Raw genomic sequence first — 23,512 nt, 5'->3', positions numbered from 1 at the left:
CGCGCCAGTGTGACGCCGTCGTGACGGTCACAGTTTCACCCGAGCCCGGGTTTGGCCGGAAATCTGCCCGCGCGTGACTTCGGGTCTTGGCGTGCTCGCGCCGCTCGCCGCGGCGAGCGCCGTACCGCACGCCTCCACGAGGTCTCGCAGCGAAGCCGGAAATTGCGTTTCGGGGTCGTCGGCGATACCCGCGCCATCGTCGCGTTCCGCCGCGCCCACGCCCACCACGATCGTCGCGTCCGCCGCGCGCTCGCGCAGCCGCCGCACCAGATTGCGCAGATACGGCGGCGATTCGGGCGCGTCGAGCGACACCACGCAGAGAGCCGGCGAGCGATGAGCATGGACCATGCCCGCGCGCGTCGCGCGCACTTCCTCGTAGGTCGTGGCGCTGCACGGAATGTTGTGGCGCGCGAGCAGTTGCCCGACGATCGCCACCGCCACTTCGTCGAACGCGCCGCGCCCCGGTATGCACAGCACTTCGCCCGCGTCGGGCGAGAGTTCGAAAGCGGCGGGCGGCGCCAAGGCGCGGCTGCCTTCGGGCGCGCGCTCGCCCACTACGTTGCGAACCGCGTCGCCGGCTCCGCGCACGGCGTCCCCCGCGCCGCGAACGATGTCGCCGACCGCGTCGCCCACCGCGCCGCGCACCCGCTCGCCCACCGAGTCGTGGCCGGCGTTGGCCGCCGCGTCGGCGCGCCTTTCGCGGGCCGCGTCGGCGGCTTCCGCTTGCGCGGCCTTGCGCGCTTCTTCGTCCTCGCGCGCGGCGTGGCGCGAATCGTCGACGGATTCGAGGTCTTCGACGATATCGAGCAGCGCCTGGTTGATGCGCGCGATCTGCTCGGCGGGCAGCACGCCGCGCAGCGCGTCGTTGCGCGCGAAACGCAGCCCCTCGAACACCACCTGCTCGTAATAGTCGATGAGCGGCATCTCCGTGAGCAGCCGGTCGGCTTGCAGCAGCGCTTCGTGCGGGTCGTCGGCGAGCAGGCGCTGATAGCAGGTTTGCGCGGGCGTGAGCGCGGGCTGGTCGCCGAGCAGGATGGTCAAAAAATTCAATCGGTCCACGTAACGCCCGAGCGTGACCATGCACAGCGTGAGCGGCGTGGAAAGCACGAGGCCGATCGGTCCCCAGAGCCAGCTCCAGAAGATGGCGGCCACCACCACGGCGAGCGGCGAAAGACCCGAGCGGCGGCCGTACAGCATCGGCTCGGCGAACTGGCCCGCCACCACGTCCACGACGATGAAGAAAATCAGCGTCCACACGGCCATGGTCCACTGCGGCTGGATCGCGGCGGCGAGCAGGGTGGCCATGATCGCGGCGATCCAGATGCCGATGTACGGCACGAAGCGCATGAGCGCCGCCACCGCGCCGAACAGCAGCGCGCCGGGCACGCCGATGCCCGCGAGCCCCACGGCGATCACCGCGCCCACGGTCACGTTCACGCCCAGTTGCGCGACGAAATAGCGCGAGAGCCGTTCGGAAGCGTCGTTGATGGCCGTGGTCGTGCGGTGCAGATCGTCGGAGCCGAACACGCTGATGAGCCGGTCGCGCAAATCCTCGCGCTGGAACAGGATGAAGATCGTCACCACGAGCACGATGAAGCCGGTTTCGAGCGGCGCGACGGCCGGCGCGAGCGCGCGCTGCGCGAGTTGCAGCGGCGTGGGCGCGGGCGTGTGGACTTCCACGGGCATCGGCGGCTGCGGCTGGTTGCGCGCCGCGCGGCCGCGCGGCGGCGGCGGCGCGGGCGGCGCGGTGGGCGTCACGCGCTGCAAGGCGGTGGCGGCGCGCGTCATCAGCGAATCGGCGCGGCCCACGGTTTTTTGCTGCACCGTCTGCACTTTCTGCTCGATTTCCTGCTGATACTGCGGCAAATCCGCCGAAAGCTGATAGACCTGCGCGGCGATCAGCGCGCCCACGCCCGCGAGCGCGAGCACGGCGGCGAGCACGGCCACGCAAATCGCCAGAAACTGCGGCACGTGAATACGCCGCAGCGTGGTCACGAGCGGCGCGAGCAAAAAGCTCAGCAGCACCGAAAGCGTGATGGGAATGAGCACCGCGCGGCCAAAGTACAGCCCGCTCACGACGATCACGCCCGTGATGATCGAGGCAAGGCTGTGCAGCGTGGGCGGTGCGGGCGCGAACACCCGGTTGCGGCGGCCCTGCGGCGGCAGGAAATTCATGTCGATGATCGCAAAAAAGAGAGGGAAGCCGCACGAGCGCGGACGCCGGACAACGCAGCATTCCTTGCAGGGAACGCGCCCGGAAATGTTACAGCGCGCGCGGCGTGGAAAAGCCGCAAGAAAAGTCACACGTGTAACGGAATGCTTCCTCGTGCGACGATTCTCGGTCTCGTGCCGTGCGCGCTTGTTTCAACGCCGGTTTTCAATGTTCGCTTCAACGTGGCTTTAGGCAACGCTGCCTTGCGGCGCTTACTGCGGTCGCGGCGCCGTGAGTTCCTGATTGCGCGCGGAGAGAAACTGGATCAGGCCGTCCACGCCGCCTTCCTGGATCTTTTCGTTGAATTGCTGCCGGTAGGTCTGGATCAGCCACGCGCCCAGCACGTTGAGGTCGTAGAGCCGCCAGCCCTGCGCCGTCTTGTAGAGCCGGTAGTCGATCTCGACCGGCTTGCCGCTCGTCTGCGCGAGCGTGCGCACCACCACGTCGGTGTCGCCGGGCTGGTTGCGCATCGGCTGATAGTCGATCTGCTGGTCGGGCTTGAGTTGCGCGAGCGCGCCCGAATACAGGTGGATCAGCAGCAACTGGAACTGCTGCTCGATCTGCTGTTGCTGCGCGGGCGTCGCGGTGCGCCAGTGGCGGCCCATCGCGAGTTGCGTGGTGCGGCGAAAATCGACATAAGGCAGGATGTCGCGATCGACGATATCGCGAATGCGCGGAATGTCGTCGGGCGCGATCGACTTCGCGCGCACTTCGTCGAGCACCTGCTGCGTGGCGCCCTTGATGAGCGCCTGCGGGTCCGACTGATCGACGTTCGCGGCCAACGCCCCCGTGGCCGGCACGAACGCAAGGCTGCACGCGGCCAACGCGGTAAGCGCAGCCGAGCGGATGAGCTTCTTCATCGTCATCTATCTATCCTGTGTGTTCCGGTGAGCGCGCGCCTTCGTGATGCGGCGTGGTTTGCAGCCGGGCTTGCGGCCTGGTTGCGCCGCGACGGCAAGGCGCGGCGGCGCGGCCTGAAAGCGCGGCTCTGCGGCATTCAGCGGCGCGGCGCACGCATGCGGCTGCGCGTGTCCGCGCTGGCTGAGTCGGCGAAGAACGCCTCCAGGCCGAACAGCCAGGCAATGCAGAACGACAGGCGCGAAAGCACCGCGGCGCTCCAGGCGCCGGCTTCGTCTTGCGACGGCTCGGGAGCGGCGAATGCGCCGCCTGCATTCAGCGTCGGGTCTTGCGGCGGAAAAGCGGCGCGCGTTGCGGCGCGCGCGGCACGTGTGGCAGTGGACTTCATCGTTGGATCTCCCCGGTTTTTTGTCACCGTTGTTATTGGCGCACGCATTACAGCAAAGTCTGTACCACCCCGTTCGGCCATCCTTCTGTGCGCTTGCCCACGTAACGGCGAACCCGCTCGACGCGCTTCGAACGCACGTCACCGTATAAAAATTACAAGCCCACCATGAAAAAGTTGGAAAGCCGTGAGCATGGGGCTTTACGGCGATCGCGAGCGCATCGTTCACGCGTCCCTGGAGCCCGCGCAATCGCAAACTTTTTTTCACCTTGGTAATAGCTTCAATCAAGGCGATGGTGTAAGGTGCCACGGTTCATCTCGAAAAGGGATGCGCCACACGCTCAGGAGATCGCATGAAAACACCCGAACAGGCCCGCCTCGTGGAAGTCCTCGGCCAGCATCGCGACACGTTGCTCACCGAATGGCTGCGCCTGCATCTGCCCATCGCACTGCGCCGCGGTCTTGCAATGGAAGGCGAAATTCGCGAACAGTTCACGGCTTTCCTCAACGTCTTTCTCGACACGCTCAACAAGTCCGATACGTTCGACGCCACCCGTCCCGAGTGGGAGGCGGTGCGCGCATTTCTCGCGGAAATGTCGGCGCATCGTGCGCGTCAGGGCTTCACGCCCGCAGAAACGGCCACGTTCGTGTTTTCGCTGAAGGAGCCGCTCTACTCTCGCCTGCGCGAGGCGTTCGCCAGCGACCCCACCACGCTCAGCCAGGTGAGCTGGCAAACCAACCTGCTGCTCGACGGCCTCGGCCTCTACACGACCGAGGTGTTCCAGCGAAGCCGCGAAGCGATCATCGCGCGCCAGCAGGAAGAACTGCTCGAACTCTCGACGCCGGTCGTGCAGTTGTGGGAAGGCATTCTCGCGCTGCCGCTCATCGGCACGCTCGACTCCGCGCGCACGCAAGTGGTGATGGAAAGCCTGCTGCAAAAGATCGTGGATACGGGCGCGGGCCTCGCGATCATCGACATCACGGGCGTGCCGACCGTCGACACGCTGGTCGCGCAGCATCTGCTCAAAACGGTGGCTGCCGCGCGCCTGATGGGCGCGGACTGCATCATCAGCGGCATTCGTCCGCAGATCGCGCAGACCATCGTGCATCTGGGCGTCGATCTCACCAACGTCACCACGAAGGCCACGCTCGCCGACGCCTTCGTGATCGCGCTGCAACGCATCGGCGCGAGCATCGTCGCGCCGAAGATTACGGCTTAAGCAACGGGGACCGCGCACGATGGAACGCATTCCGATTCTGCGTCTCGGCGACTGCCTGATCGTCACGATCCAGGTGGACATGCACGACCGGCTCGCGATCGCGCTACAGGACGATCTCACGGAGCGCATCGTCAAGGAGTCGGCGAAGGGCGTGCTGATCGACATTTCGGCGCTTGACGTGGTCGACTCGTTCATCGGCCGCATGATCAGCAACACGGCCGCGATGGCGATGGTGCTCGACGCGCACACGGTGGTCGTCGGCATGCAGCCTTCCGTGGCGATCACGCTCGTCGAACTCGGGCTCACGCTCGACGGCGTGCGCACCGCGCTGAACGTCGAAAAAGGCATGGCGCTGCTCAACCAGCGCCCGCGCCTGCGTTAGCACGGTGCTTGCATTCAATGATGAATAGCTACGACACGACAGGGCGGCTCGCGGCGCAAGTGAGCCTGCGCTCCGACGAAGAGATCGTCCGGTTGCGGCAGATCGTACGCGACGCCGCCATCGCGCAAGGCTTTTCGCTGATCGAGCAGACGAAGTTCGTGACGGCCGCGAGCGAGCTTGCGCGCAACACGCTTCTGTACGGCGGCGGCGGCGACGCGCGGCTCGAAGTGCTCACGAGCGGTGTGCGCGTGGGCCTGCGGCTCGCGTTTATCGACCAGGGGCCCGGCATTCCCGATATCGAACGCGCGCTCACGGACGGCTTCACGAGCGGCAACGGTCTCGGTCTCGGCCTCGGCGGTTCAAGGCGCCTGTGCGACGAATTCACGATCGAATCGGCGCCGGGCAGCGGCACCACAGTCACTATCACGAAATGGAAAGTTCGCTAGACGGCGCCACCGGCTCGGCCGGCGGCGCACACCGGTCGTTCGAGATCGGCGACACGAGCAGTGTGGCCTACGCACGGCGCGGCGCGGCCGAGGCGGCGCGCGCGGCCGCGCTCAACGAAACCGACGCGGGCCGCGTCGCGATCGTGCTGACCGAAGCCGCCACCAACATTCTCAAGCACGCGGGCCACGGCGAACTGCTGGTGCGCCCGCTCGACGGCGGCGTGGAAATCATCGCGCTCGATCGCGGCCCCGGCATCGCCGACGTGCGCGCGGCGCTCGCCGACGGCCACTCCACCGCCGGCACGACCGGCACGGGACTCGGCGCGATCCGGCGGCTCTCGAACCAGGTGGCGATCTACTCGCAGCCGGGCGCGGGCACCGTGCTGCGCGCGCTCGTGCAAAAGGGCGGCGCGAATTACGGCGCGGGCGTCGCGGCGCCGGCCGGCCCCGAGATCGGCGGCGTGTGCGTGCCCTATCCCGGCGAGGAAGTCTCGGGCGACGGCTGGCGCGCGCAAGCCGACGCGAAAGGCATTTCGCTCGCCGTCGCCGACGGGCTGGGCCACGGCGCCGAAGCCCACACGGCCGCCGTGGCCGCGCTCGACGTGCTGCGCCGCCGCGCGGGCCTCGCGCCCGCCGAACTCATGGAACTCTCGCACGCGGCCTTGCGCGCCACCCGCGGCGCGGCGCTCGCGCTCGTGCGCCTCGACCTCGCGCGCAACGCGCTCACGTTCTGCGGCACCGGCAACATTTCGGCGGTCGCGTTCGGCGTGGGCAGGCCCAACCCGACAGCGACCGCGGCGGCGTCCCCAGCAATCGCCTCGCGGCAAGCCGAGGCCGCGCAGGCGCAACCCGAGCGCGACAGCTACCAGATCGTCTCGCGCAACGGCATTGTCGGCCACACCATGCGCGGCGCCCAGGAATTCGAGCTGAAATGGAACGCCGACGCGCTCCTCATCCTGCACTCGGACGGCATCGGCACGCGCTGGGATCTCTCCGCGTGGCCGGGCCTCGCCAATCAGCCCGCCGCGATCATCGCGGCCGTGCTTTACCGCGACTTCGCGCGACGCCGCGACGACGCCACCGTCGTCGTCGTGCGCGCGCGACCGGGAGTACAGTTGAACCATGAATACCCCACTGCTGCGCATCCGGCTTGAGATCACCGAAGACGTCGTCATCGCCCGGCGCCGCGCGCGCGAGCTGGCGGCCGGTTTCGGCTTCTCGCGGCTCGACCAGACGCGCATCGCGAGCGCGGTGTCCGAAATCGCCCGCAATGCCTACGAATACGCCCACGGCGGCGAAGTCACGTTCGCGCTCCAGGGCGAACGGCCGCGCCTCGCGCTGGCCGTCCAAGTGCGCGACCGCGGCCCCGGCGTGCGCAATCTGCAAGACGTGCTCGACGGCCTCTACCGCTCGCCGCACGGCATGGGCGTGGGCATCACGGGCAGCCGCCGCCTGATGGACCGCTTCGAGATCGAGTCGACGAACGAGGGCACCACGGTCACGATGGCGCGCCATTTGCCGAGCGAGCGCGGCGAGCTGCGCGGCCCCGAAATCGAGCGCATCGTGAGCGAGCTGGCCGCGCGCAACTCGCAGTCCGATTCGCTCGACGAAGTGCAGCAGCAGAATCGCGAACTGCTTTCCACGCTGGAGGAATTGCGCGAGCGCCAGGACGAACTCGCGCGGCTCACGCAGGAACTGGAGGCGACCAATCGCGGCGTGGTGGCGCTGTACGCCGAACTCGACGAACGCGCCGAGGAACTGCGCCGCGCCGACCTCATGAAAACGCGCTTCCTCTCGAACATGAGCCACGAGCTGCGCACGCCGCTCAGTTCGATCCGCGCGCTCGCGAACCTGCTGCTCAATCGTCTGGACGGCGACCTGAGCGGCGAGCAGGAACGCCAGGTCAAGCTGATCCTTTCGTCGGCGGAAACGCTCGGCGAAACGGTGGACGATCTGCTCGATCTCGCCAAGATCGAAGCGGGCAAAACCGACGTCGTGCCTGCGTGGTTCGATCCCGCCGACCTGTTCGCGGCGCTGCGCACGATGCTCACGCCGCTGCTCACCACGCCGCACGTGTCGCTCGAATTCGCGTCCACGGCGCACTTGCCGCGTCTTTACACCGACGAGCCGAAGCTCACGCAAATCCTGCGCAACTTCGTCTCGAACGCACTCAAGTACACGGAGCGCGGCCACATTCGCGTGGGCGCGCAATGCGACGCGGGCGGCGAGCGCATCACGTTTTTCGTCGCGGATACAGGCATCGGAATTGCTGCCGAGCACCACCAGATTGTTTTCGAGGAGTTCGGCCAGGTGCAGAACCGATTGCAGCAGCGCGTGAAGGGCACCGGCCTCGGCCTGCCGTTGTGCCGCAAGCTCGCCACGCTGCTTGGCGGCGAAGTGGGCGTGGAAAGCGAGTTGGGCGTGGGCTCGACGTTTCGCCTGAACATACCGGTACGTTTGGCCGACGATGACATCGACGCGCGCGCGACCCCGGGAGACGCCACCTCATGAGCGCGGTCGCCACCCTCATTCTCAATGTCGACGACAACGAAGGCGCGCGATACGTGAAATCGCGCGTGCTGCGTCACGCCGGTTTCGCCGTGATCGAGGCGGCCACGGGCCAGGGCGCGCTCGACGCGGTGCGCGAACACGAGCCCGCGCTCGTGCTGCTCGACGTGAAGCTGCCCGACATCAGCGGCATCGAAGTGTGCCGCATCATCAAGGGCGACGCGCAAACCAATTCCACGCTCGTGCTGCAAACCTCGGCCGCGGCCGTGGAAACGCGCGACAAGATTCTCGCGCTCGACGGCGGCGCGGACAGCTATCTCACCGAGCCCGTCGAACCCGCCGAACTGCTCGCGAACGTGCGTGCGCTGCTGCGCCTTTACACCGCCGAAAAAGCGCTGCGCGACGCCGACCGCCGCAAGGACCGCTTTCTCGCCACGCTCGCGCACGAATTGCGCAATCCGCTCGCGCCGATCCGCAACGCCATCGAGCTGCTCGATCCGCGTCACGGCGCGAACGACCATATTCGCGCCGACGCGCGCCAGATCGCAAGCCGCCAGGTCGAGCATCTGGGGCGTCTCGTCGACGATCTGCTCGACGTCTCGCGCATCTCGCACGGCAAGATCGCGCTCCAGATGAACACGCTCGATCTGCGCCAGATCGTCGAAATGGCCGTGGAAACGAGCCGGCCGTTCCTCGAAGCGAAGGCGCAGCATCTCGCGGTCGAGATCGAGTGCGAGCCGTGCCACGTGGTCGGCGACGCGATTCGCGTCGCGCAGATCATCAGCAACCTGCTTTCGAACGCCGCGAAGTACACGGCCGAAGGCGGCGAGATCGCGCTGCGGCTCGAATCGGACGCGCGCGAAGTGTCGATTCGCGTGCGCGACAACGGCATCGGCATCGCGCCCGACGAACTGCCTTACGTGTTCGATCTCTTCATGCAGTCGCGCGAGGCGATCAAGCGCGCGGACGGCGGCCTCGGCATCGGTCTCGCGCTCGTGCGCGAGCTTGCCGAACTGCACGGCGGCACCGTGGGCGCGCATTCGGACGGGCTGGAACGCGGCTCGGAGTTCACGGTGCGCCTGCCGGTCGCGCAAACGCCGCAGCCGCGAAACGAGGCGCCGGCCTCACCCGTGCCCGAAAGCGCGCCCGAAAGTGCGGGCGAAAGCGCAGGCGAAGCGGCCACGCCGGCGGCACCGCCGGCCGCCGCGCCGCGCCGCCGCGTGCTGATCGCCGACGACAACGTGGATTCGGCGGCTTCGCTGCTGATGCTGCTGGAACTCGAAGGCCACGACGTGCGCGTGGCTCACGACGGCCCGAGCGCGCTCGCGCTCGCGCGCGAATTCCTGCCGCATGTGGCGATTCTCGACATCGGCTTGCCGGGCATGGACGGCCACGCCGTCGCCAAGGCGCTGCGCGCGCAGCCGGACACGGCGCATGCGCAACTCATCGCGCTCACGGGTTACGGCCAGGAACGCGACCGCCAGGCAACGAGCGAAGCGGGCTTCGACCGCCATCTCGTGAAGCCCGCGCCGTTCGACGAAATCTTGCGGGAAATCGACAGCGCGCCGCTCGGCTAACGCCGCTCGAAACCGTTCGTGCGCCGAGCTGGGCGCCTCGCCCGAGGAAAACCGCATGGATGTGCGCCCGCTGTGCCCGAACGACCTCGACGTCGTCTGCCGCCACCGCGAAGCGATGTTTCGCGAAGCGGGCCGCGACGAGGCCACGCTGCGCACGATGACCGCGCACTTTCGCGCGTGGCTCGCGCCGCGTCTTACCGACGGCACCTACTTCGGCTATCTGGCGAGCGAGCGCGAAGCCGTCGTCGCCGGCATCGGGCTCATGCTGCTCGACTGGCCGCCGCATCCTTCGCACCCCGAAACAGATCGGCGCGGCTATGTGCTCAATGTCTATGTGGAGCCGGGCGCGCGCCGGCGCGGCCTCGCGCACGCGCTCATGCAACGCGCCGACGCGGAATTCGCGCGGTGCGGCGTGACCTATGCGATCCTGCACGCGACCGCGCAGGGCCGGCCGCTCTACGAAGCGCTCGGCTGGCGCGGCACGACGGAAATGGCGCGCATCGTGCCGCGCCCCTGATCCCTCACCGCCCGGCTTCGCGCCGCTAGTTCACGCGTACGCGGACTTGCCCGCCAGCGCCTTGCGGATCGCGCCCGCGAGGTCTCCGGCCGCGAATTTCGCCACGTAGCCGCTCGCGCCGGCGTTCTTCACATGCGCCTCGTTCGCCGAGCCCGAAAGCGACGAATGAATCACCACGGGAATGTCCGACATGCGCGGGTCCGCCTTGATCTTGCGCGTGAGCGTGAAGCCGTCCATTTCCGGCATTTCGAGGTCGGTCAGCACGAGCGCCACGCGGTCTTTCGCGCGCACGCCGTCGCGTTCGGCGAGTTTGGCGATGGCGTCCAGTTGATTCCAGGCGTCGAGGCCCGTTTTCGCCATCGAGTATTCGACGCCGAGCGCCGTGAGGCTCTGGCTGATCAGCTCGCGCGCGAAGCCCGAGTCGTCGGCGGCGAGCACCTTCGCGCCTTCGGGCAGCACCGCGCGCTCGCCCACTTCGTCGGGTTGCACGCCCTTGTGCTGCGCCGGGAACACGTCGCGCAGCACCTGTTCGACGTCCACGACCTGCACGAGTTGCTTGCTTTCCGGGTCGGCTTCGAGCCGCGCGATGCTGGTCACGCGGTTGCCGAGCGTGACGTCGGCGGTAAGCACCTGGCTCCATTCGAGCCGCACGATCTCGTCCACGCTTTCGAGCGCGAAGCCCTGCGTGGAGCGCGCGAATTCGGTGACGAGCAGGATGTTCAGCCCCGTGGCCGGCTCGCAGCCCATGAGCTTCGGCAGGTTGATGACGGGCATCACCTGGCCGCGAATATTGGCCGCGCCCAGCACGTATTCCGACGACGCCGCGATCGGCGTGATCGGCGGCATGCTCAGAATCTCACGCACCTTGAATACGTTGATGCCGAACGCTTCACCGACACTGCTCCCCGGCGCCGCGCCCAGCCGGAACAGCAGCAACTCGAACTGGTTCGTGCTCGTGAGGCGGGTTCGTTCGTCGATTGCGAATCCGCTTTCCATGATTTCCTCGTGCCGCTTTCGTTAGATGTGGTGAAGTGATCGGTGATGCCTGGGCGCGCCGCGCCCGTCCCCGCAAGGTTCTACGGCGCGGCGCGGAAAATCTTGAGTCAGCGCTTTCGGCAGGTTCGGCGCGTCAGCCGACGTCGGACGGCCAGTTGGACGGCCAGTCGGACGGCCAGTCGGACGGCCAGTCGGACGACCAGCGCGGCGTGCGCTCGCGCAGCATCGCCGCGCACGCCTGCGCGCTCACGGGCTTGCCGAACAGATAACCCTGCTGGCGCTCGCAGTCGAGCGAGCGCAAGAACGACGACTGCTCGGGCGTCTCCACGCCCTCGGCCGTCACGCGCATGCCGAGCGAATGCGCCATCGCCACCACGGCCTGCGTGATCGCCACGCAGTCGCGATTGCCGGGCAAACCCGCGACGAAGGTGCGGTCGACCTTCAAATGACGCAGCGGAAAGCGCGTGAGATAAGACAGCGACGAATAGCCGGTGCCGAAATCGTCGACGGAAATGCGCACGCCGATCTCGTCGAGCGCGCGCAGGATCGGCAGGACGCTCTGGCTGTCGCTCATGAGAATGCCTTCGGTGATTTCGACTTCGAGCGCGTCGGGCGCGAGGCCCGTGCGCGCGAGGCAGTTCACGATGCACTCCACGAGACCTTCGCCGATCTGGCGCGGCGAGAAGTTCACGGCCATCACGAAGTCGGGCGCGAAGAGGCGCCGCCATTGCGCGGCCTGGCGGCACGCGTGTTCGAGCACCCATTGGCCCATCGGCACGATCATGCCGGTGTCCTCGGCCACGGGAATGAACTCGACCGGCGAAACCGCGCCCAGTTCCTCGCTTTCCCAGCGCAGCAGGGCTTCCGCGCCGATCATGAGACCGCTCGCGCCTTCGACGATCGGCTGGTACACGAGCCGCAATTCGCCCGCGGCGAGCGCGCGGCGCAACCCGCGCTCGACCTGGAAGCGCCGTTGCAGCCGCTGGCGCAATTCGCTCGTGAAGAACTGGAAGTGATTGGTGCCGCGCTGCTTGGCCGCGTACATGGCCGAGTCGGCGTTGCGCATGAGCGCGGCGGCGCTGCGGCCGTCGTCCGGATAAACCGCGATGCCGATCGAGGCGCCGAGGTAATACTCGTTGCCCGCCACGGCGAACGGCGCGCCGATGGCGTCCAGCACGCGCTGCGCGAGCGCGCGCAATTCGTTCTCGTCCCGAAAGTGGCACACGACGATCACGAATTCGTCGCCGCCCACGCGCGCGAGCGTGTCGCCCTCGCCCACGCAGGCGGCGAGGCGGCGGCCCACGTCGCGCAGCAGCGAGTCGCCGGCTTCGTGGCCGCCCGTGTCGTTGACCTTCTTGAAGCCGTCGAGGTCCACGAACAGCAGCGCGGGCCGCCCGGCGCCGCTCGCGCTTTCGAGCAGCGCGCGCATGCGGTCGGCGAGAAAGGTGCGGTTGTAGAGACCCGTGAGCGCATCGCGCGTGGCGAGGTAGCGCAACTGCTGCTGCGCTTCGCGCACCGGGCCGATGTCGGTGAACGACACGACCACGGAAACGGCCACGCTCTCGCCGGGCCGGAAGATCGGCAGCACGTTTTCGCTGACCCAGACCACGCCGCCGTCGGCGAGTTCGAGCCCGACGCTCTGGCCGATCACGGGCTGGCCCGTCTCCAGCGAGACGATGCTGGGCCGCTTCGACAGCGGCAGCGGCGCGCCGTTTTCGTCCAGCACGAACGGAATCACGCTCAGGATGTCGCGGCCCACGGCGTCGTCGGGCAGCCGCAGGATACGCTGCGCGCTGCGGTTGCAGGCGAGCACGGTGCCGTCGCGCGCCTGCATCACGATGCCCTCGTTGAGATGATCGACGACGAGCCGGTGATGCTCCTCGCTGAGCGCAAGCCGGGCGGCGATGGTGTTCTGGTTCAGGAGCGCCGCGACGCTCAGCGCGATGTCGCGAAGCAGCGCTTCTTCGGCGCCATTCGGCCGCCACGGCCGGTCCTGGTACACGGCCAGCACGCCGAGCACGCCGCCGGCCTCGTCGTGGAGCGGCGTGGTCCAGCACGCGCGCAGTCCGTTTTCCAGCGCGATGCGGCGGTATTCGCCCCACTCGCGCTGGCGCTCGAAGTCCTCGACCAGCACCGTGTGCCGCCCGTGAATCGCGGTGCCCGACGGGCTCGTGCCGGGACCGACCGGCGTGCCGTCCACGGCCGCGTGATAGCGCGCCGGCAACGACGGCGCGCTGCCGATGCGCAGATGGCGCGCGTCGCTCTCGAGCAGCAGGATGGAGCAGGTCGCGCCCGCGCCGAGCAGGCGCTCCGCGCGCCGGCAAAGCTCCGCCAGCAGCTCGGGCAACGGCATGCTGCGCGACACGAGCCGCAATACGCTGCGCTCGGAGGCTAGCGCTTCGTCCGTTCCGTGCGTGCCGTTCGCGCGCGGCGAAGCGGCCTGACCGCCCCGCGATCCCGCTGCGCCGATGTCATCCGTCGCTTCGGACCAGGCCATACTCTCGTCCCCTCTTGTCGCCACGGCGCGCGTGCCGCGCCCGTGGCGGTTGGATCGCATGTGTGGTCGATATCCCTGCGTGCTTCACTTCGTGCTGCGCTTCGTACTTCACCGCGAATTTCACTGCGAATTTCCCTGGGTATGTCCTCGCGTTAACGGCAAGGGACGAGGGTTCTGAAGCGCAAGGGGATGCGGCGGCCGGCGCGATCCCGCGTCATGCAAACACGGCGTTAGCGCGGGATTCGCGCGCCTCTCGTGTCGATGGTGCGTGTTCGCGGCGCTATGCGCCGTGCGGCCCGACGAGACCGGCGTTTGCCGCTCAAGCTCCGATTCGAGTCCCCGTTTCAAGCCCCCTTTCAAGCCCCGACTCAAGCTCCGTTTCAAGCCCCGTTTCAAGCTCCGACTCAAGCCCCAATATGCGCGCGCCGTTAACGCGGTGGACAACCGACCCACGCCACCCAAGACGGAGCCCGCTTGAAAAACGCGACCACCCGCGCGCCGCACCCCATCCTCGCTTCGGCATTCGCTCTCACCGCGCTTACGGGCGCGGTGTTTCTCTCCGGCTGCGCCGCCAACGCCCGCGTCGCTGCCGCGCCCGCGCGCCCCGCGACCGTGGTGGTCGCGCCGCCGCCCGCGCCGCCCGTGATCGTCGAGCAACCGGCCTACGTGCCGCAGCAAAACGACGCCTACGTGTCGGTCGTGCTCGATCGCGACGTGGTGTACGTGGGCGGCTACACGTATCTGTGGATCGCGGACGCCGACGGGCATCGTCATCGGCATCTTTATGGCCGCGGCGATCTGCGCGGCGAAGTCCTGCATCGGCGCGCGGAACTGCGCACGGTGATGGCGCGCAACGACGGCCATTTGCCGATGCAACATGCGCGCATGACGCCGCCCGGCCCGCGCGTACACGTGACGATGCAGGCGCACGGCACGCCGCCGCATGGCGCGCGAGCGCAGCAGGCGGCGCACGAGGTTCATGCGGTGCATGAGACCCATAAGACCCATGCTGCCCGCGAAGTCCATGCGGCCCGCGACGCGCACGACGGCGCCCGGCGCGGCGGTCCCGCGCCGATGCGCGCCGCCAGCGCCAACGTACATCGCCATCCTGAATCGCATCCTGGATCGCTTCCCGCCGTGCCCGGCTCGCCGCGTTTCGCGGGCTCGCCGCCGCATGCGGGTTAACGCCCGGTTTAAGGGTCCGCACTAACGCCCCGCACTAACGCCCTGCATTAATGCCCCGCATTAACGCGCCAATTAACGCCCGCATTAACGCCGGATAGCCCGGCATCGACATCACACTCCGCCGGGCGCGCGCGTCCGGCGCCGCGCCCCGTCCGTCCGCTGCGCCACCCAGCCGCATCGGCTCGAAAGCCCCGCCCTGCGCGGCGCGCGACATATTGACGCGATATATATCACGTTGCGATATAATCGCGGCTTCCGCGCATCGACCTATCCTGACGACCCTATCCTGACGACCGCATACCAGACCGCATGACCGTGTCCCGTTTCCAGGCGCTCCGCTGGCTCAGCCGTTTCGTGCCCTCGCGCATCACCGTCACCTGGCGCGAGCGCGTGCGCGCGGGGCTGGGCGCGCTCGCCGGCATCGCGGTGACGGGCTTCGTCGCGCACCGGCTGCCGGGCGCGTCCAGCGCGCCGTTCCTGATCGCGCCGATGGGCGCTTCCGCCGTGCTGCTGTTCGGCGTGCCGTCCAGCCCGCTCGCGCAACCGTGGTCCATCATCGGCGGCAATCTGGTTTCGGCGACGGTCGGCGTGGCCGCCGCCACGTGGATCGCCGATCCCGTTACGGCCGCCGCCGTGGCGGTGGGCGTGGCCATTTGCGCCATGTTCACGCTGCGCTGCGCGCATCCGCCTTCGGGCGCGGTCGCGCTCACGGCCGTGCTGGGCGGCCCCGCCGTGCATGCGCTCGGCTACCGCTTCGTGCTCGCGCCGGTCGCGTTGCAGTCGTTCCTGCTGCTCGGCAGCGCGCTCGTCTGGCACGCCGTGAGCGGCCATCGCTATCCGCACGCGGCGCGCGCGCCGAAAGCCGCGAGCGCCAAAAACGCCAGCAGCGCCGACGGCGCGCCCACGCAAGCCGGCTTCTCGCGCGCCGATCTCGAAGCCGTGCTGCGCGATCGCGACGAACTGCTCGACATCGACACCGACGATCTCGAAACCATCCTGCGCGACGCCGAAATTCGCGCCTACGCGCGTGGCTTCGGCGAGCTGACCTGCGCCGACGTGATGTCGGGCGACGTCGTCAGCATCACGCCGGCCACCACGGTGGAACAAGCGCGCGCGCTTCTCAGGCGGCACGACGTCAAGGCGCTGCCCGTGGTGGACGCGCAGCGTCACGTCAAAGGCATCGTCACGCGCGCCGATCTCGCCGACCAGGGCGCGCACCGCCATCCGCTGCGCGCGGCGCTGCACGCGCTGTTGCCGACGCTGCGCCCGCACGCCGGCGGCGTGAAGGTTTCGCTGCTGATGACCACGCAGGTGCGCACGGTGGAAGCCGCCACGCCCGTGGTCGAACTCGTGCGCATTTTCGCGGGGCGCGGGCACCACCACGTTCCCGTCATCGACCGCGAGCGCCGCCTCGCGGGCATCGTCACGCAAGCCGATCTGATCTCGGGCCTGTATCAGCGCGCGCGCCCGCCGCAACGCGCGAGCGCGTAGGAAAGACGTAACGACACGCCGGATGGAAACGCCGCCCCACGCGCTTTCACGGCCATAAATATCATGTCGTGATATATTAGGAGACTGAAACGAATCCTGGACTTCCGATGAAAAAACCCGCGCGCAACCTCGTGAAAGCCGACTTCGAGCAGCTTTCCGAATTCCGCTATCAGATGCGGCGTTTCGAGCGCTTTTCCGAACAGGCCGCGCAAGGCGAAGGCATCACGCCGCTGCAATATCTGCTGCTGCTGCATATCAAGGGGTATCCCAAGCGCGAGTGGGCGACCATCGGCGAGCTGGCCGAACGCCTGCAAGCGCAGCATCACGGCGTGGTGGCGCTGGTTTCGCGCTGCGAGGCGCTCGAACTCGTGGAGCGCCGCGTGAGCGAGCGCGACCGCCGCCAGGTGGAAGTGCATTTGCTCGCCGCCGGGGAAAAGCTGCTTGCGCGCCTCGCCGAACTGCATCGCGCCGAACTCAGGTCGCTCGACGGCGCGTTCACCATTCCGCAAATCGATCTCTAGACCATGCATTCCGACGATTCACACAAACGCGACTTCTCCGCCAAGGCGCGGCTGCCCGGCATCAGCGCGCTCGCGGCGGCGATCGGCGCGCTCGCCACGCTCGCCGCGTTCGTGCTGCTGAGCCTCATTCACGGGTTCACGAATCTGTTCTTCTTCGGCCGGCTTTCGTTCGCCGATCATTCGCCGGCGCTCAACACGCTCGGCGCGTGGGTGATCGTCGTGCCCGTGGCGGGCGGCTTGATCGTCGGAATGATGGCGCGCTTCGGCTCCGAAAAAATTCGCGGCCACGGCATTCCCGAAGCCATCGAAGCGATCCTGTTCGGCAAGAGCAGGATGTCGCCGAAAGTGGCGGTGCTCAAGCCGCTCTCGTCGGGCATCGTGATCGGCAGCGGCGGCCCGTTCGGCGCGGAAGGCCCGATCATCATGACGGGCGGCGCCATCGGCTCGCTGATCGCGCAGTGCGTGCGCCTCACTTCGGCCGAGCGCAAGACGCTGCTCGTCGCGGGCGCGGCGGCGGGCATGACGGCCGTGTTCGGCACGCCGGTCGCGGCCGTGCTGCTCGCGGTGGAATTGCTGCTGTTCGAATGGCGGCCGCGCAGCTTTCTGCCGGTCGCGCTTGCATGCGCCGTGGCCGGTTTCGCGCGCGCGATCTTCTTCGGCACCGAGCCGTTGTTCGCGCTGCAAACCGGCACGCCGCACGCGCTGGCGCTGGTTTCGTGCCTTATCGCCGGACTGCTTTCGGGGGCGCTCGCCGCGGGCTTGTCGGCCGCGCTCTACAAGGTCGAGGATCTGTTCGGCCATTTGCCGCTGCACTGGTCGTGGTGGCCCGCGCTCGGCGGTCTCGTGGTGGGCGTCGGCGGCCTGATCGAGCCGCGCGCGCTCGGCGTGGGCTACGACGTGATCGGCGACTTGCTGCATCAACACATCGTCTTGCAGGCGGCGCTCGCCATTCTCGTGGTGAAAGCCGTGATCTGGGTCGTCGCGCTCGGCTCGGGCACGTCGGGCGGCGTGCTCGCGCCGCTGCTGATGCTCGGCGCGGGACTGGGCTGCGTGCTGAGCCACGTGCTGCCCGGCAGCGACCCCGCGCTGTGGCCGCTCGTGTGCATGGCCGCCACGCTGGGCGCCACGCTCGGCGCGCCGCTCACGGCCATCGTGTTCGCGTTCGGCCTCACGCACGACAGCAACGCGTTGCTGCCGCTGCTCGCGGCCACGCTGGTCGCGCACGGCTTCGCGACCATCGTCATGAAGCGCTCGATCATGACGGAGAAGATCGCGCGGCGCGGTTATCACATTTATCGCGAATATGGCGTCGATCCGCTGGAGCGCCATTATGTCGACGAAGTGATGACGGCCGACGTCGACACCATCGGCGCCGACGTGAGCGTGCGCGACGCGCTCGCGCGCCATTTCGGCCCGGCGCAGCGGCATCGCGCGTGGCCCGTGGTGCGCGACGACGGCGCGGTGCTGGGCATGGTCGACCGCGCGCTGCTCGACGCCGCGCGCGCGAGCGGCGCCGCCGAAGCGCTGGACACGCCGCTCGGCGCGCTGCTCGCGCAGCGCTCGCCCGACGTGGCGCTGCCCGAGGAGACCTGCCGCCAGATCGCCACGCGTCTCGCGGTCCACGGGCTGGAGCGCCTGCCCGTCGTCACCGATCGCGAGACGCGGCGGCTCGTGGGCATCGTCTCGCGCAGCGATCTCGTGAAGCTCTCGCTCTCGCATTTCGAGGAAGAGCACAAGAAGGAGCGCTTTCGGCGCATCGCGATCGGCGGCGGCAACAAGCGGCGTTTTCCGCCGGTGCGCAAAGCGGGCTGAGGCTTGCGCGATCCGGCTAAGGCAGCGCTGCGCGCGCGGCGCGCGGCGGCGCTGTCTCTCCGCGTGACTTTCTCCGCGTGACTTGCAACTGCTTGCGCCACGCTGGTGCGGTCACGATTCGCCCGCACTGTTGCAGTGCATCACGCGGCGTCCCGCTCGCGCCTTGCGCCGCCTGCGTCGCGCGCTCTTGCGCATTGGCCGCGTATTGGCCGCGTATTGGCCGTATATACCGCGCGTTTTCCCGCGTTTTCCGCGTTTTTCCCCGCCTTTTCCCTGCCCACGCCGCCGCGCGCTCGCACACCGCACTGGCACGCACCTTGCAGATACCGTTTGCGTTCACGCTGACGCGCGCCGCACCGTTTGTCCGCTGCCGCGAACCGATACCGATAACCGTCGAAGACGTCATGCCGTCGACCGAAGAATTTCCATGCTGCGCGTACTGCTCGTAACCGACACCGACAAGCCGATCGGCGACCTGCGCGACGCGCTCGCCAGACTCGGCTACGACATGCTGCCCGAGCCCGCCACGCCGCAGGCGCTGCATCGCGTCGTCGAGCGCGAGCGGCCCGACGTCATCATCATCGACACCGAATCGCCCTCGCGCGACACGCTCGAACAGCTCGCGGTGATGAACGCCACGGCGCCGCGCCCCGTGCTGATGTTCAGCCACGACGCCAATCAGCAACTGATCCGCTCGGCCGTGAGCGCGGGCGTGACGGCGTATCTCGTGGAAGGTCTCGCGGGCGAGCGCATCGCGCCGATTCTCGAAGTCGCGCTCGCGCGTTTCGCGCAGGAAGCGCAACTGCGCGAACGTCTCACGCAGGCCGAAAACGAACTCGCCGAACGCAAGCTGATCGACCGCGCGAAACGCATTCTGATGGAGCAGCAGAAAATGACCGAGCCCGCCGCTTACGCGCATCTGCGCAAGCGCGCGATGAACCAGAGCCTGAAGCTCGCCGAAGTCGCGCGCCAGATCGTCGCCGCGGCCGAGGCGCCGCCGCGCGACGCATGACGAACGCGAACGGAAACGGAAACGCCGCCGCGCGCGGCACGCGCGAGCATGCGCAAGCGCACGCACGCCAGGGAACGCGCAGCATCGAGAGCCGCCCATGAACGCCACCACCACACCGCAAACCGCCGCGCCCGAAAAGACGCATCTAAAGATCGGCTTCGTGCCGCTCGCCGACGCCGCGCCGCTCGTCGCCGCCAAGCTGCTCGAATTCGGCCACGCGCACGGCCTCACGCTCGAACTCTCGCGCCAGCCCTCGTGGGCCGCGTTGCGCGACAAGCTCATCACGGGCGAGATCGACGCCGCGCATTCGCTTTACGGGCTGGTCTACGGCGTGCAGCTCGGCCTCGGCGCGCCGCAAACCGACATGGCCGTGCTGATGGTGCTCAACCGCAACGGCCAGGCCATCTCGCTTTCCAACCGTCTTTCCGCGGCGCTCGCCGAGCACGGCACGCTGCCGCGCGCGCTCGCCGCGCTCGGCGGCAAGCCCGTGTTCGCGCAGACCTTCCCGACCGGCACGCATGCGATGTGGCTGTACTATTGGCTCGCGTCGCAAGGCGTGCATCCGTTGCGCGACATCGAAAGCGTCGTGATTCCGCCGCCGCAAATGGCGGCCGCGCTTGCCGAAGGCAAGCTCGACGGCCTGTGCGCCGGCGAACCGTGGCCGTCGCTCGCACAGGCGCGCGGCGTGGGCCGCACCGCGATCCGCAGCGGCGAAATCTGGCCCGATCACCCCGAAAAAGTGCTCGCCTGCCGGCGCGATTTCGTCGCGCGTTATCCGAACACGGCGCGCGCGCTCGTGCGCGCGATGCTCGAAGCGTGCCGCTGGCTCGACGGCGCGGGCAATCGCGACGAAATCGCGCAATGGCTCGCGCGGCCGGAAATGCTCGACGTCGATGCCGCGCTGATCGCCGGCGGGTTGAGCGCCGGTTTGCCGGCCTCGATGCAGTTCTTCGAGGCGGGGCGCGTGAACTATCCGCACGAGTCGGAAGGCGTCTGGTTTCTGACACAATTCGAAAGATGGGGCATGCTCGCGCGCCGCGGCGACTACCGCGAGATCGCGCAGGCGCTCAACCAGACGGCGCTCTATCGCGAGGCGGCGGCGCGGATTCACGTCGCGGTGCCGCCGGCCGCCGCCGCCCGGCCTTTCGTCGACGGCCGCGTCTGGGACGGCGGCGACGCCGCGCGCTACGTAGACGGCTTCGACGTGCGCGCCTGAGGCCGCTTGATCACGCTTGATTCCGCTCGATCCCCCGCTCGGCACGCGCGCGATGGCGACCCGGCGCGCGCGGCGCACCCGGCCGGAATCGCCTTAGGGCTACGCGCAGCTTGACGCTGACCGGCTTCCGGCGTACGTTGCGCGTCGCCGGCGCGCAGCCTCGCCGCGCCCCGTGAGGGCGCCTGCGGCGCCGGCATTGAGCGTGTGATGCCTATGCGACGTCTTCCTTCCCTGATTGCGCTGCGTTTCTTCGAAGAAACCGCGCAACACCTGAGTTTCAACCGCGCCGCCGCGTCGCTGTGCGTGACCCAAGGCGCCGTGAGCCGCCAGATCCGCATTCTCGAGGAATCGCTCGGCGAAAAGCTGTTCGAGCGCGATCATCGCGGCATCAAGCTCACGGCGGCGGGCGCGCGCCTCCTGCCGTGCGTGAAGGAGGCGTTCGACACGCTGGAGCGCGGCACGCGCGCGTTTTCTTCGGCGCAGAAAACGCGCAGGCGGCTCGTGCTCGCGCTGCCGCCCACCTTCGCCACGCAATGGTTCTCGCCGCGCCTGCCGCTGCTTTCGGCCGCGCTGCCCGACGCCGATCTTTCGGTGCGCACCGCGCCGCACGCCGACGCCGACTGCACGATCCGCTTCGGCCGCGAACCGCTCTCGGGCGCATATTCCGAACTGATGGCGGTGGAGCGCCACACGCTCGTGGGCGCGCCCAAGCTCGCGGGCGCGCCGCTCGAGACGCTGCTGCGCACGCTGCCGCGCCTGCACGTGCTGCACGACGGCGAGCGCCTCAATCTCTGGCCCGACTGGCTCGCGAGCGCGGGCATCCCGTTCGACGACGACGAAGCGCGCGAGGGCATCGAATTCTCCACGCTCGAACAGGCGATTCACGCCGCGCGCAAGGGCGCGGGCCTCGCCATCGTCGATCGCAACATGATCACGGAGGAACTGGCCGAAGGCACGCTCGTGGCATTCTCCGACGTGCAGGTGGACGGCCCCTACGGCTACTGGCTCGACATCGCGCGCGAGGACGTGCAACTCGCGCACGTTCAGGCGTTCGCCGACTGGCTGCGGCAGCAGATTCTGGTCGCCGAATAACGCTTCGGGATCGAGGCAGCACGCGCTGAAAACGCGCTGACTACGCGCAGAAAACGCCTCGGCACAACCGCGGGCGACGAAAAAAAAAAGCGCCGCCCGCATTCGCGAGGCGGCGCTTTCCTGTCGCCCGAAACAGCGCGCCGGAAAACAGCGCGGCTTAACCGTGGCTCGCCTGGTTGAGCGTGAGATGCTTCGTTTCCGGCGCCCACATGATCGACACGATCATGCCGACGATCAACACGGCCGCGAGCGCCATCATGGTTGCGTGAAAGCCGAGCTGCGCGATGCCGAGCGGCAGCAGGAACGTGCCAATGGCCGAGCCGAGCCGGCTGCACGCGATCGCCACGCCCACGCCGCAGGCGCGCACCGAAGTCGGAAAACACTCGGGCGGATACACGCCCACGAGATTCGAGAACGCCGACATCGTCACCGTGAACACCGCGAACGCCACGATCATGCCGAGGCGCGCGGAGTCCGGCAGCCAGCTCAGCATCGCGAGCGAGCCCGCGCAGATCGCGAACGAGCCGATCAGGAACGTGCGCCGCGGCAGACGCACCATCAGCCAGATGCCGAGCAGCGCGCCGAAGATCAGGAAGCCGTTGAGCAGGAAGTCGGCGCCCGAGCCTTCGTTCAGATGCACGGCTTTCAGCACGGACGGCAGGAACGTGTAGATCGCGAAATACGGAATCACGAGGCACACGAAGAACGTGCAGTTGAACAGCGTGCGGCGCAGCATGTCGGGCCTGAAGAGGCGCGCGAAGCCGTCGTTGGCGTGCTTCGGCGTGTCCGCGGGCACGTCGAGCACCGCGTTCGGGCCGAAATACTTGAGCACGATCGCGTTCGCTTCGGCGTGGCGCCCCTGGTTTTGCAGCCAGCGCGGCGACTCGGGCGTGCCCATGCGCGCGACCAACACGGCAAGCGCGGGCACGCCGGCCGAGGCGAGCAGCCAGCGCCACGCGTCGGGCGCGGCATCGGCGTAATAAATGCCCAGCACGCTCGCGACCACATAGCCGATCGTCCAGATCACGCTGAACGAACCGAGCAGCGTGCCGCGATGCTTGCGCGGCGAGAATTCGGCGAGGAATGTGTGGCCCACGGCGAAGTCGCCGCCCATGCCGATGCCGATCAGCACGCGCAGCGCGCACAGCATCGCCGGCGAATTCACGTAGAACTGCGCGAACGCCGCCACGGTGATGATGAGAAAGCTCAGCATGAAAATGCGCTGGCGCCCCATGCGGTCCGAAAGCCGGCCGAACACGAGGCTGCCGAGGAACACGCCGATCAGCGCGGCGCTGCCCACCATGCCGGTCCAGAACGTGTCGAGCGGCATCTGCCGGTTGAGCGACGCGAGCGCGTAGCCGATCGTGCCGAGCGCATAGCCTTCCGTGAAGTGCGCGCCGAAAGTCAGGCCCGCGATCTTGATGTGGAAACGGTTGACGGGAATGTCGTCGAAGGCAATGCGCTGCGGGCCGTGCGCGCGCCCGGCTTCATGCACCGGCTCGCGCGGCGGCGCGTCGGCGCTCGTTTCGTCGAGCGTGGACGGAAGGATCTGTGGTTGGCTCATGCTGTCTCCCTGCCATGTTCT

Annotated in this window: 20 protein-coding genes; 14 read left to right on the top strand and 6 right to left on the bottom strand. The window is 68.3% G+C overall.

Annotated features, from left to right (window positions below; translation table 11 throughout):
• Positions 1-27: 27 nt before the first annotated feature.
• From U5805_RS05260 to U5805_RS05250, 3 genes are all read right to left on the bottom strand, one after another.
• The gene (locus U5805_RS05260) at positions 28-2,175 is read right to left on the bottom strand and encodes an AI-2E family transporter (RefSeq protein ID WP_322102393.1); all 2,148 of its coding nucleotides are present in this window, start codon (positions 2,173-2,175) and stop codon (positions 28-30) included.
• A gap of 249 nt (positions 2,176-2,424) precedes the next feature.
• Entirely contained in the window at positions 2,425-3,072 is a 648-nt protein-coding gene (locus U5805_RS05255; protein WP_322102626.1) for an ABC transporter substrate-binding protein, read from the bottom strand.
• A 137-nt stretch (positions 3,073-3,209) separates the two neighbouring features.
• Positions 3,210-3,458 carry a hypothetical protein gene (locus U5805_RS05250; RefSeq protein WP_322102392.1) on the bottom strand — a complete coding sequence of 83 codons (249 nt, stop codon included), beginning with the start codon at positions 3,456-3,458 and terminating at the stop codon, positions 3,210-3,212.
• A 350-nt stretch (positions 3,459-3,808) separates the two neighbouring features.
• Between U5805_RS05250 and U5805_RS05245 the strand changes: the two genes are divergently transcribed.
• Genes U5805_RS05245 through U5805_RS05215 form a run of 7 tightly spaced genes read left to right on the top strand, consistent with a single transcriptional unit; the run spans position 3,809 to position 10,105 of the window.
• Positions 3,809-4,675 (top strand): STAS domain-containing protein, encoded by an 867-nt coding sequence (locus tag U5805_RS05245; RefSeq protein WP_322102391.1) that lies wholly within the window; start codon positions 3,809-3,811, stop codon positions 4,673-4,675.
• Between the two features lie 19 nt (positions 4,676-4,694).
• Entirely contained in the window at positions 4,695-5,057 is a 363-nt protein-coding gene (locus U5805_RS05240; RefSeq protein ID WP_322102390.1) for an STAS domain-containing protein, read from the top strand.
• 20 nt (positions 5,058-5,077) lie between these two features.
• Positions 5,078-5,503 carry an anti-sigma regulatory factor gene (locus tag U5805_RS05235; RefSeq protein ID WP_322102625.1) on the top strand — a complete coding sequence of 142 codons (426 nt, stop codon included), beginning with the start codon at positions 5,078-5,080 and terminating at the stop codon, positions 5,501-5,503.
• Entirely contained in the window at positions 5,488-6,657 is a 1,170-nt protein-coding gene (locus tag U5805_RS05230) for an ATP-binding protein (RefSeq protein WP_322102389.1), read from the top strand. Before U5805_RS05235 ends, U5805_RS05230 begins: the two co-directional genes overlap by 16 nt.
• Entirely contained in the window at positions 6,626-8,014 is a 1,389-nt protein-coding gene (locus U5805_RS05225) for a sensor histidine kinase (protein WP_322102388.1), read from the top strand. Before U5805_RS05230 ends, U5805_RS05225 begins: the two co-directional genes overlap by 32 nt.
• On the top strand, positions 8,011-9,588 hold the full coding sequence (locus tag U5805_RS05220; protein WP_322102387.1) for a response regulator: 1,578 nt from the start codon (positions 8,011-8,013) through the stop codon (positions 9,586-9,588). Before U5805_RS05225 ends, U5805_RS05220 begins: the two co-directional genes overlap by 4 nt.
• Before the next feature lie 55 nt (positions 9,589-9,643).
• On the top strand, positions 9,644-10,105 hold the full coding sequence (locus tag U5805_RS05215) for a GNAT family N-acetyltransferase (RefSeq protein ID WP_322102386.1): 462 nt from the start codon (positions 9,644-9,646) through the stop codon (positions 10,103-10,105).
• Between the two features lie 30 nt (positions 10,106-10,135).
• On the opposite strand, the gene U5805_RS05210 is transcribed toward U5805_RS05215, so the two are convergent.
• The gene (locus U5805_RS05210) at positions 10,136-11,101 is read right to left on the bottom strand and encodes a chemotaxis protein (RefSeq protein WP_322102385.1); all 966 of its coding nucleotides are present in this window, start codon (positions 11,099-11,101) and stop codon (positions 10,136-10,138) included.
• Between the two features lie 133 nt (positions 11,102-11,234).
• Positions 11,235-13,598: an EAL domain-containing protein gene (locus tag U5805_RS05205; RefSeq protein WP_322102384.1), complete on the bottom strand. Its 2,364-nt coding sequence runs from the start codon at positions 13,596-13,598 to the stop codon at positions 11,235-11,237.
• 474 nt (positions 13,599-14,072) lie between these two features.
• Here U5805_RS05205 and U5805_RS05200 point away from each other — a divergent pair, with 474 nt between their 5' ends.
• The 7 genes from U5805_RS05200 to U5805_RS05170 all read left to right on the top strand — a co-directional run bounded on the left by U5805_RS05200 (position 14,073) and on the right by U5805_RS05170 (position 21,927).
• Entirely contained in the window at positions 14,073-14,783 is a 711-nt protein-coding gene (locus tag U5805_RS05200; protein WP_322102383.1) for a hypothetical protein, read from the top strand.
• A 315-nt stretch (positions 14,784-15,098) separates the two neighbouring features.
• Positions 15,099-16,274, top strand: coding sequence for an HPP family protein (locus tag U5805_RS05195; protein ID WP_415914543.1), 1,176 nt, complete (start codon positions 15,099-15,101; stop codon positions 16,272-16,274).
• 107 nt (positions 16,275-16,381) lie between these two features.
• A complete protein-coding gene (locus U5805_RS05190) occupies positions 16,382-16,795 on the top strand; it encodes a helix-turn-helix domain-containing protein (protein WP_322102381.1) in 414 nt (137 codons plus the stop codon).
• 3 nt (positions 16,796-16,798) lie between these two features.
• Positions 16,799-18,607 carry a chloride channel protein gene (locus U5805_RS05185; protein ID WP_322102380.1) on the top strand — a complete coding sequence of 603 codons (1,809 nt, stop codon included), beginning with the start codon at positions 16,799-16,801 and terminating at the stop codon, positions 18,605-18,607.
• Positions 18,608-19,034: 427 nt separating this feature from the next.
• Complete coding sequence (locus U5805_RS05180; protein WP_322102379.1) at positions 19,035-19,619, top strand: ANTAR domain-containing response regulator; 585 nt, start codon at positions 19,035-19,037, stop codon at positions 19,617-19,619.
• A 97-nt stretch (positions 19,620-19,716) separates the two neighbouring features.
• The gene (locus tag U5805_RS05175; RefSeq protein ID WP_322102378.1) at positions 19,717-20,835 is read left to right on the top strand and encodes a CmpA/NrtA family ABC transporter substrate-binding protein; all 1,119 of its coding nucleotides are present in this window, start codon (positions 19,717-19,719) and stop codon (positions 20,833-20,835) included.
• A 213-nt stretch (positions 20,836-21,048) separates the two neighbouring features.
• Complete coding sequence (locus tag U5805_RS05170) at positions 21,049-21,927, top strand: LysR substrate-binding domain-containing protein (protein ID WP_322102624.1); 879 nt, start codon at positions 21,049-21,051, stop codon at positions 21,925-21,927.
• A gap of 157 nt (positions 21,928-22,084) precedes the next feature.
• Here U5805_RS05170 and U5805_RS05165 read toward each other — a convergent pair whose 3' ends face one another.
• The gene (locus U5805_RS05165; protein ID WP_322102377.1) at positions 22,085-23,491 is read right to left on the bottom strand and encodes an MFS transporter; all 1,407 of its coding nucleotides are present in this window, start codon (positions 23,489-23,491) and stop codon (positions 22,085-22,087) included.
• Between the last annotated feature and the right edge of the window lie 21 nt (positions 23,492-23,512).

This window comes from Paraburkholderia sp. J41, assembly GCF_905220235.1.
In the GTDB taxonomy this organism is placed as follows: domain Bacteria; phylum Pseudomonadota; class Gammaproteobacteria; order Burkholderiales; family Burkholderiaceae; genus Paraburkholderia.
Note: the sequence above shows the minus strand (reverse complement) of the source record. Positions and strands in the feature narration are given on the sequence as shown.

Bases quoted from the DNA above. Each gene is read 5' to 3' on its own strand.
- U5805_RS05210 (WP_322102385.1), bottom strand. From the start codon at position 11,101: ATGGAAAGCGGATTCGCAATCGACGAACGAACCCGCCTCACGAGCACG.
- U5805_RS05230 (WP_322102389.1), top strand. From the start codon at position 5,488: ATGGAAAGTTCGCTAGACGGCGCCACCGGCTCGGCCGGCGGCGCACAC.
- U5805_RS05260 (WP_322102393.1), bottom strand. From the start codon at position 2,175: ATGAATTTCCTGCCGCCGCAGGGCCGCCGCAACCGGGTGTTCGCGCCC.
- U5805_RS05190 (WP_322102381.1), top strand. From the start codon at position 16,382: ATGAAAAAACCCGCGCGCAACCTCGTGAAAGCCGACTTCGAGCAGCTT.
- U5805_RS05250 (WP_322102392.1), bottom strand. From the start codon at position 3,458: ATGAAGTCCACTGCCACACGTGCCGCGCGCGCCGCAACGCGCGCCGCT.
- U5805_RS05170 (WP_322102624.1), top strand. From the start codon at position 21,049: ATGCGACGTCTTCCTTCCCTGATTGCGCTGCGTTTCTTCGAAGAAACC.
- U5805_RS05185 (WP_322102380.1), top strand. From the start codon at position 16,799: ATGCATTCCGACGATTCACACAAACGCGACTTCTCCGCCAAGGCGCGG.
- U5805_RS05245 (WP_322102391.1), top strand. From the start codon at position 3,809: ATGAAAACACCCGAACAGGCCCGCCTCGTGGAAGTCCTCGGCCAGCAT.
- U5805_RS05175 (WP_322102378.1), top strand. From the start codon at position 19,717: ATGAACGCCACCACCACACCGCAAACCGCCGCGCCCGAAAAGACGCAT.
- U5805_RS05225 (WP_322102388.1), top strand. From the start codon at position 6,626: ATGAATACCCCACTGCTGCGCATCCGGCTTGAGATCACCGAAGACGTC.
- U5805_RS05215 (WP_322102386.1), top strand. From the start codon at position 9,644: ATGGATGTGCGCCCGCTGTGCCCGAACGACCTCGACGTCGTCTGCCGC.
- U5805_RS05180 (WP_322102379.1), top strand. From the start codon at position 19,035: ATGCTGCGCGTACTGCTCGTAACCGACACCGACAAGCCGATCGGCGAC.
- U5805_RS05255 (WP_322102626.1), bottom strand. From the start codon at position 3,072: ATGAAGAAGCTCATCCGCTCGGCTGCGCTTACCGCGTTGGCCGCGTGC.
- U5805_RS05220 (WP_322102387.1), top strand. From the start codon at position 8,011: ATGAGCGCGGTCGCCACCCTCATTCTCAATGTCGACGACAACGAAGGC.
- U5805_RS05165 (WP_322102377.1), bottom strand. From the start codon at position 23,491: ATGAGCCAACCACAGATCCTTCCGTCCACGCTCGACGAAACGAGCGCC.
- U5805_RS05235 (WP_322102625.1), top strand. From the start codon at position 5,078: ATGAATAGCTACGACACGACAGGGCGGCTCGCGGCGCAAGTGAGCCTG.
- U5805_RS05205 (WP_322102384.1), bottom strand. From the start codon at position 13,598: ATGGCCTGGTCCGAAGCGACGGATGACATCGGCGCAGCGGGATCGCGG.
- U5805_RS05240 (WP_322102390.1), top strand. From the start codon at position 4,695: ATGGAACGCATTCCGATTCTGCGTCTCGGCGACTGCCTGATCGTCACG.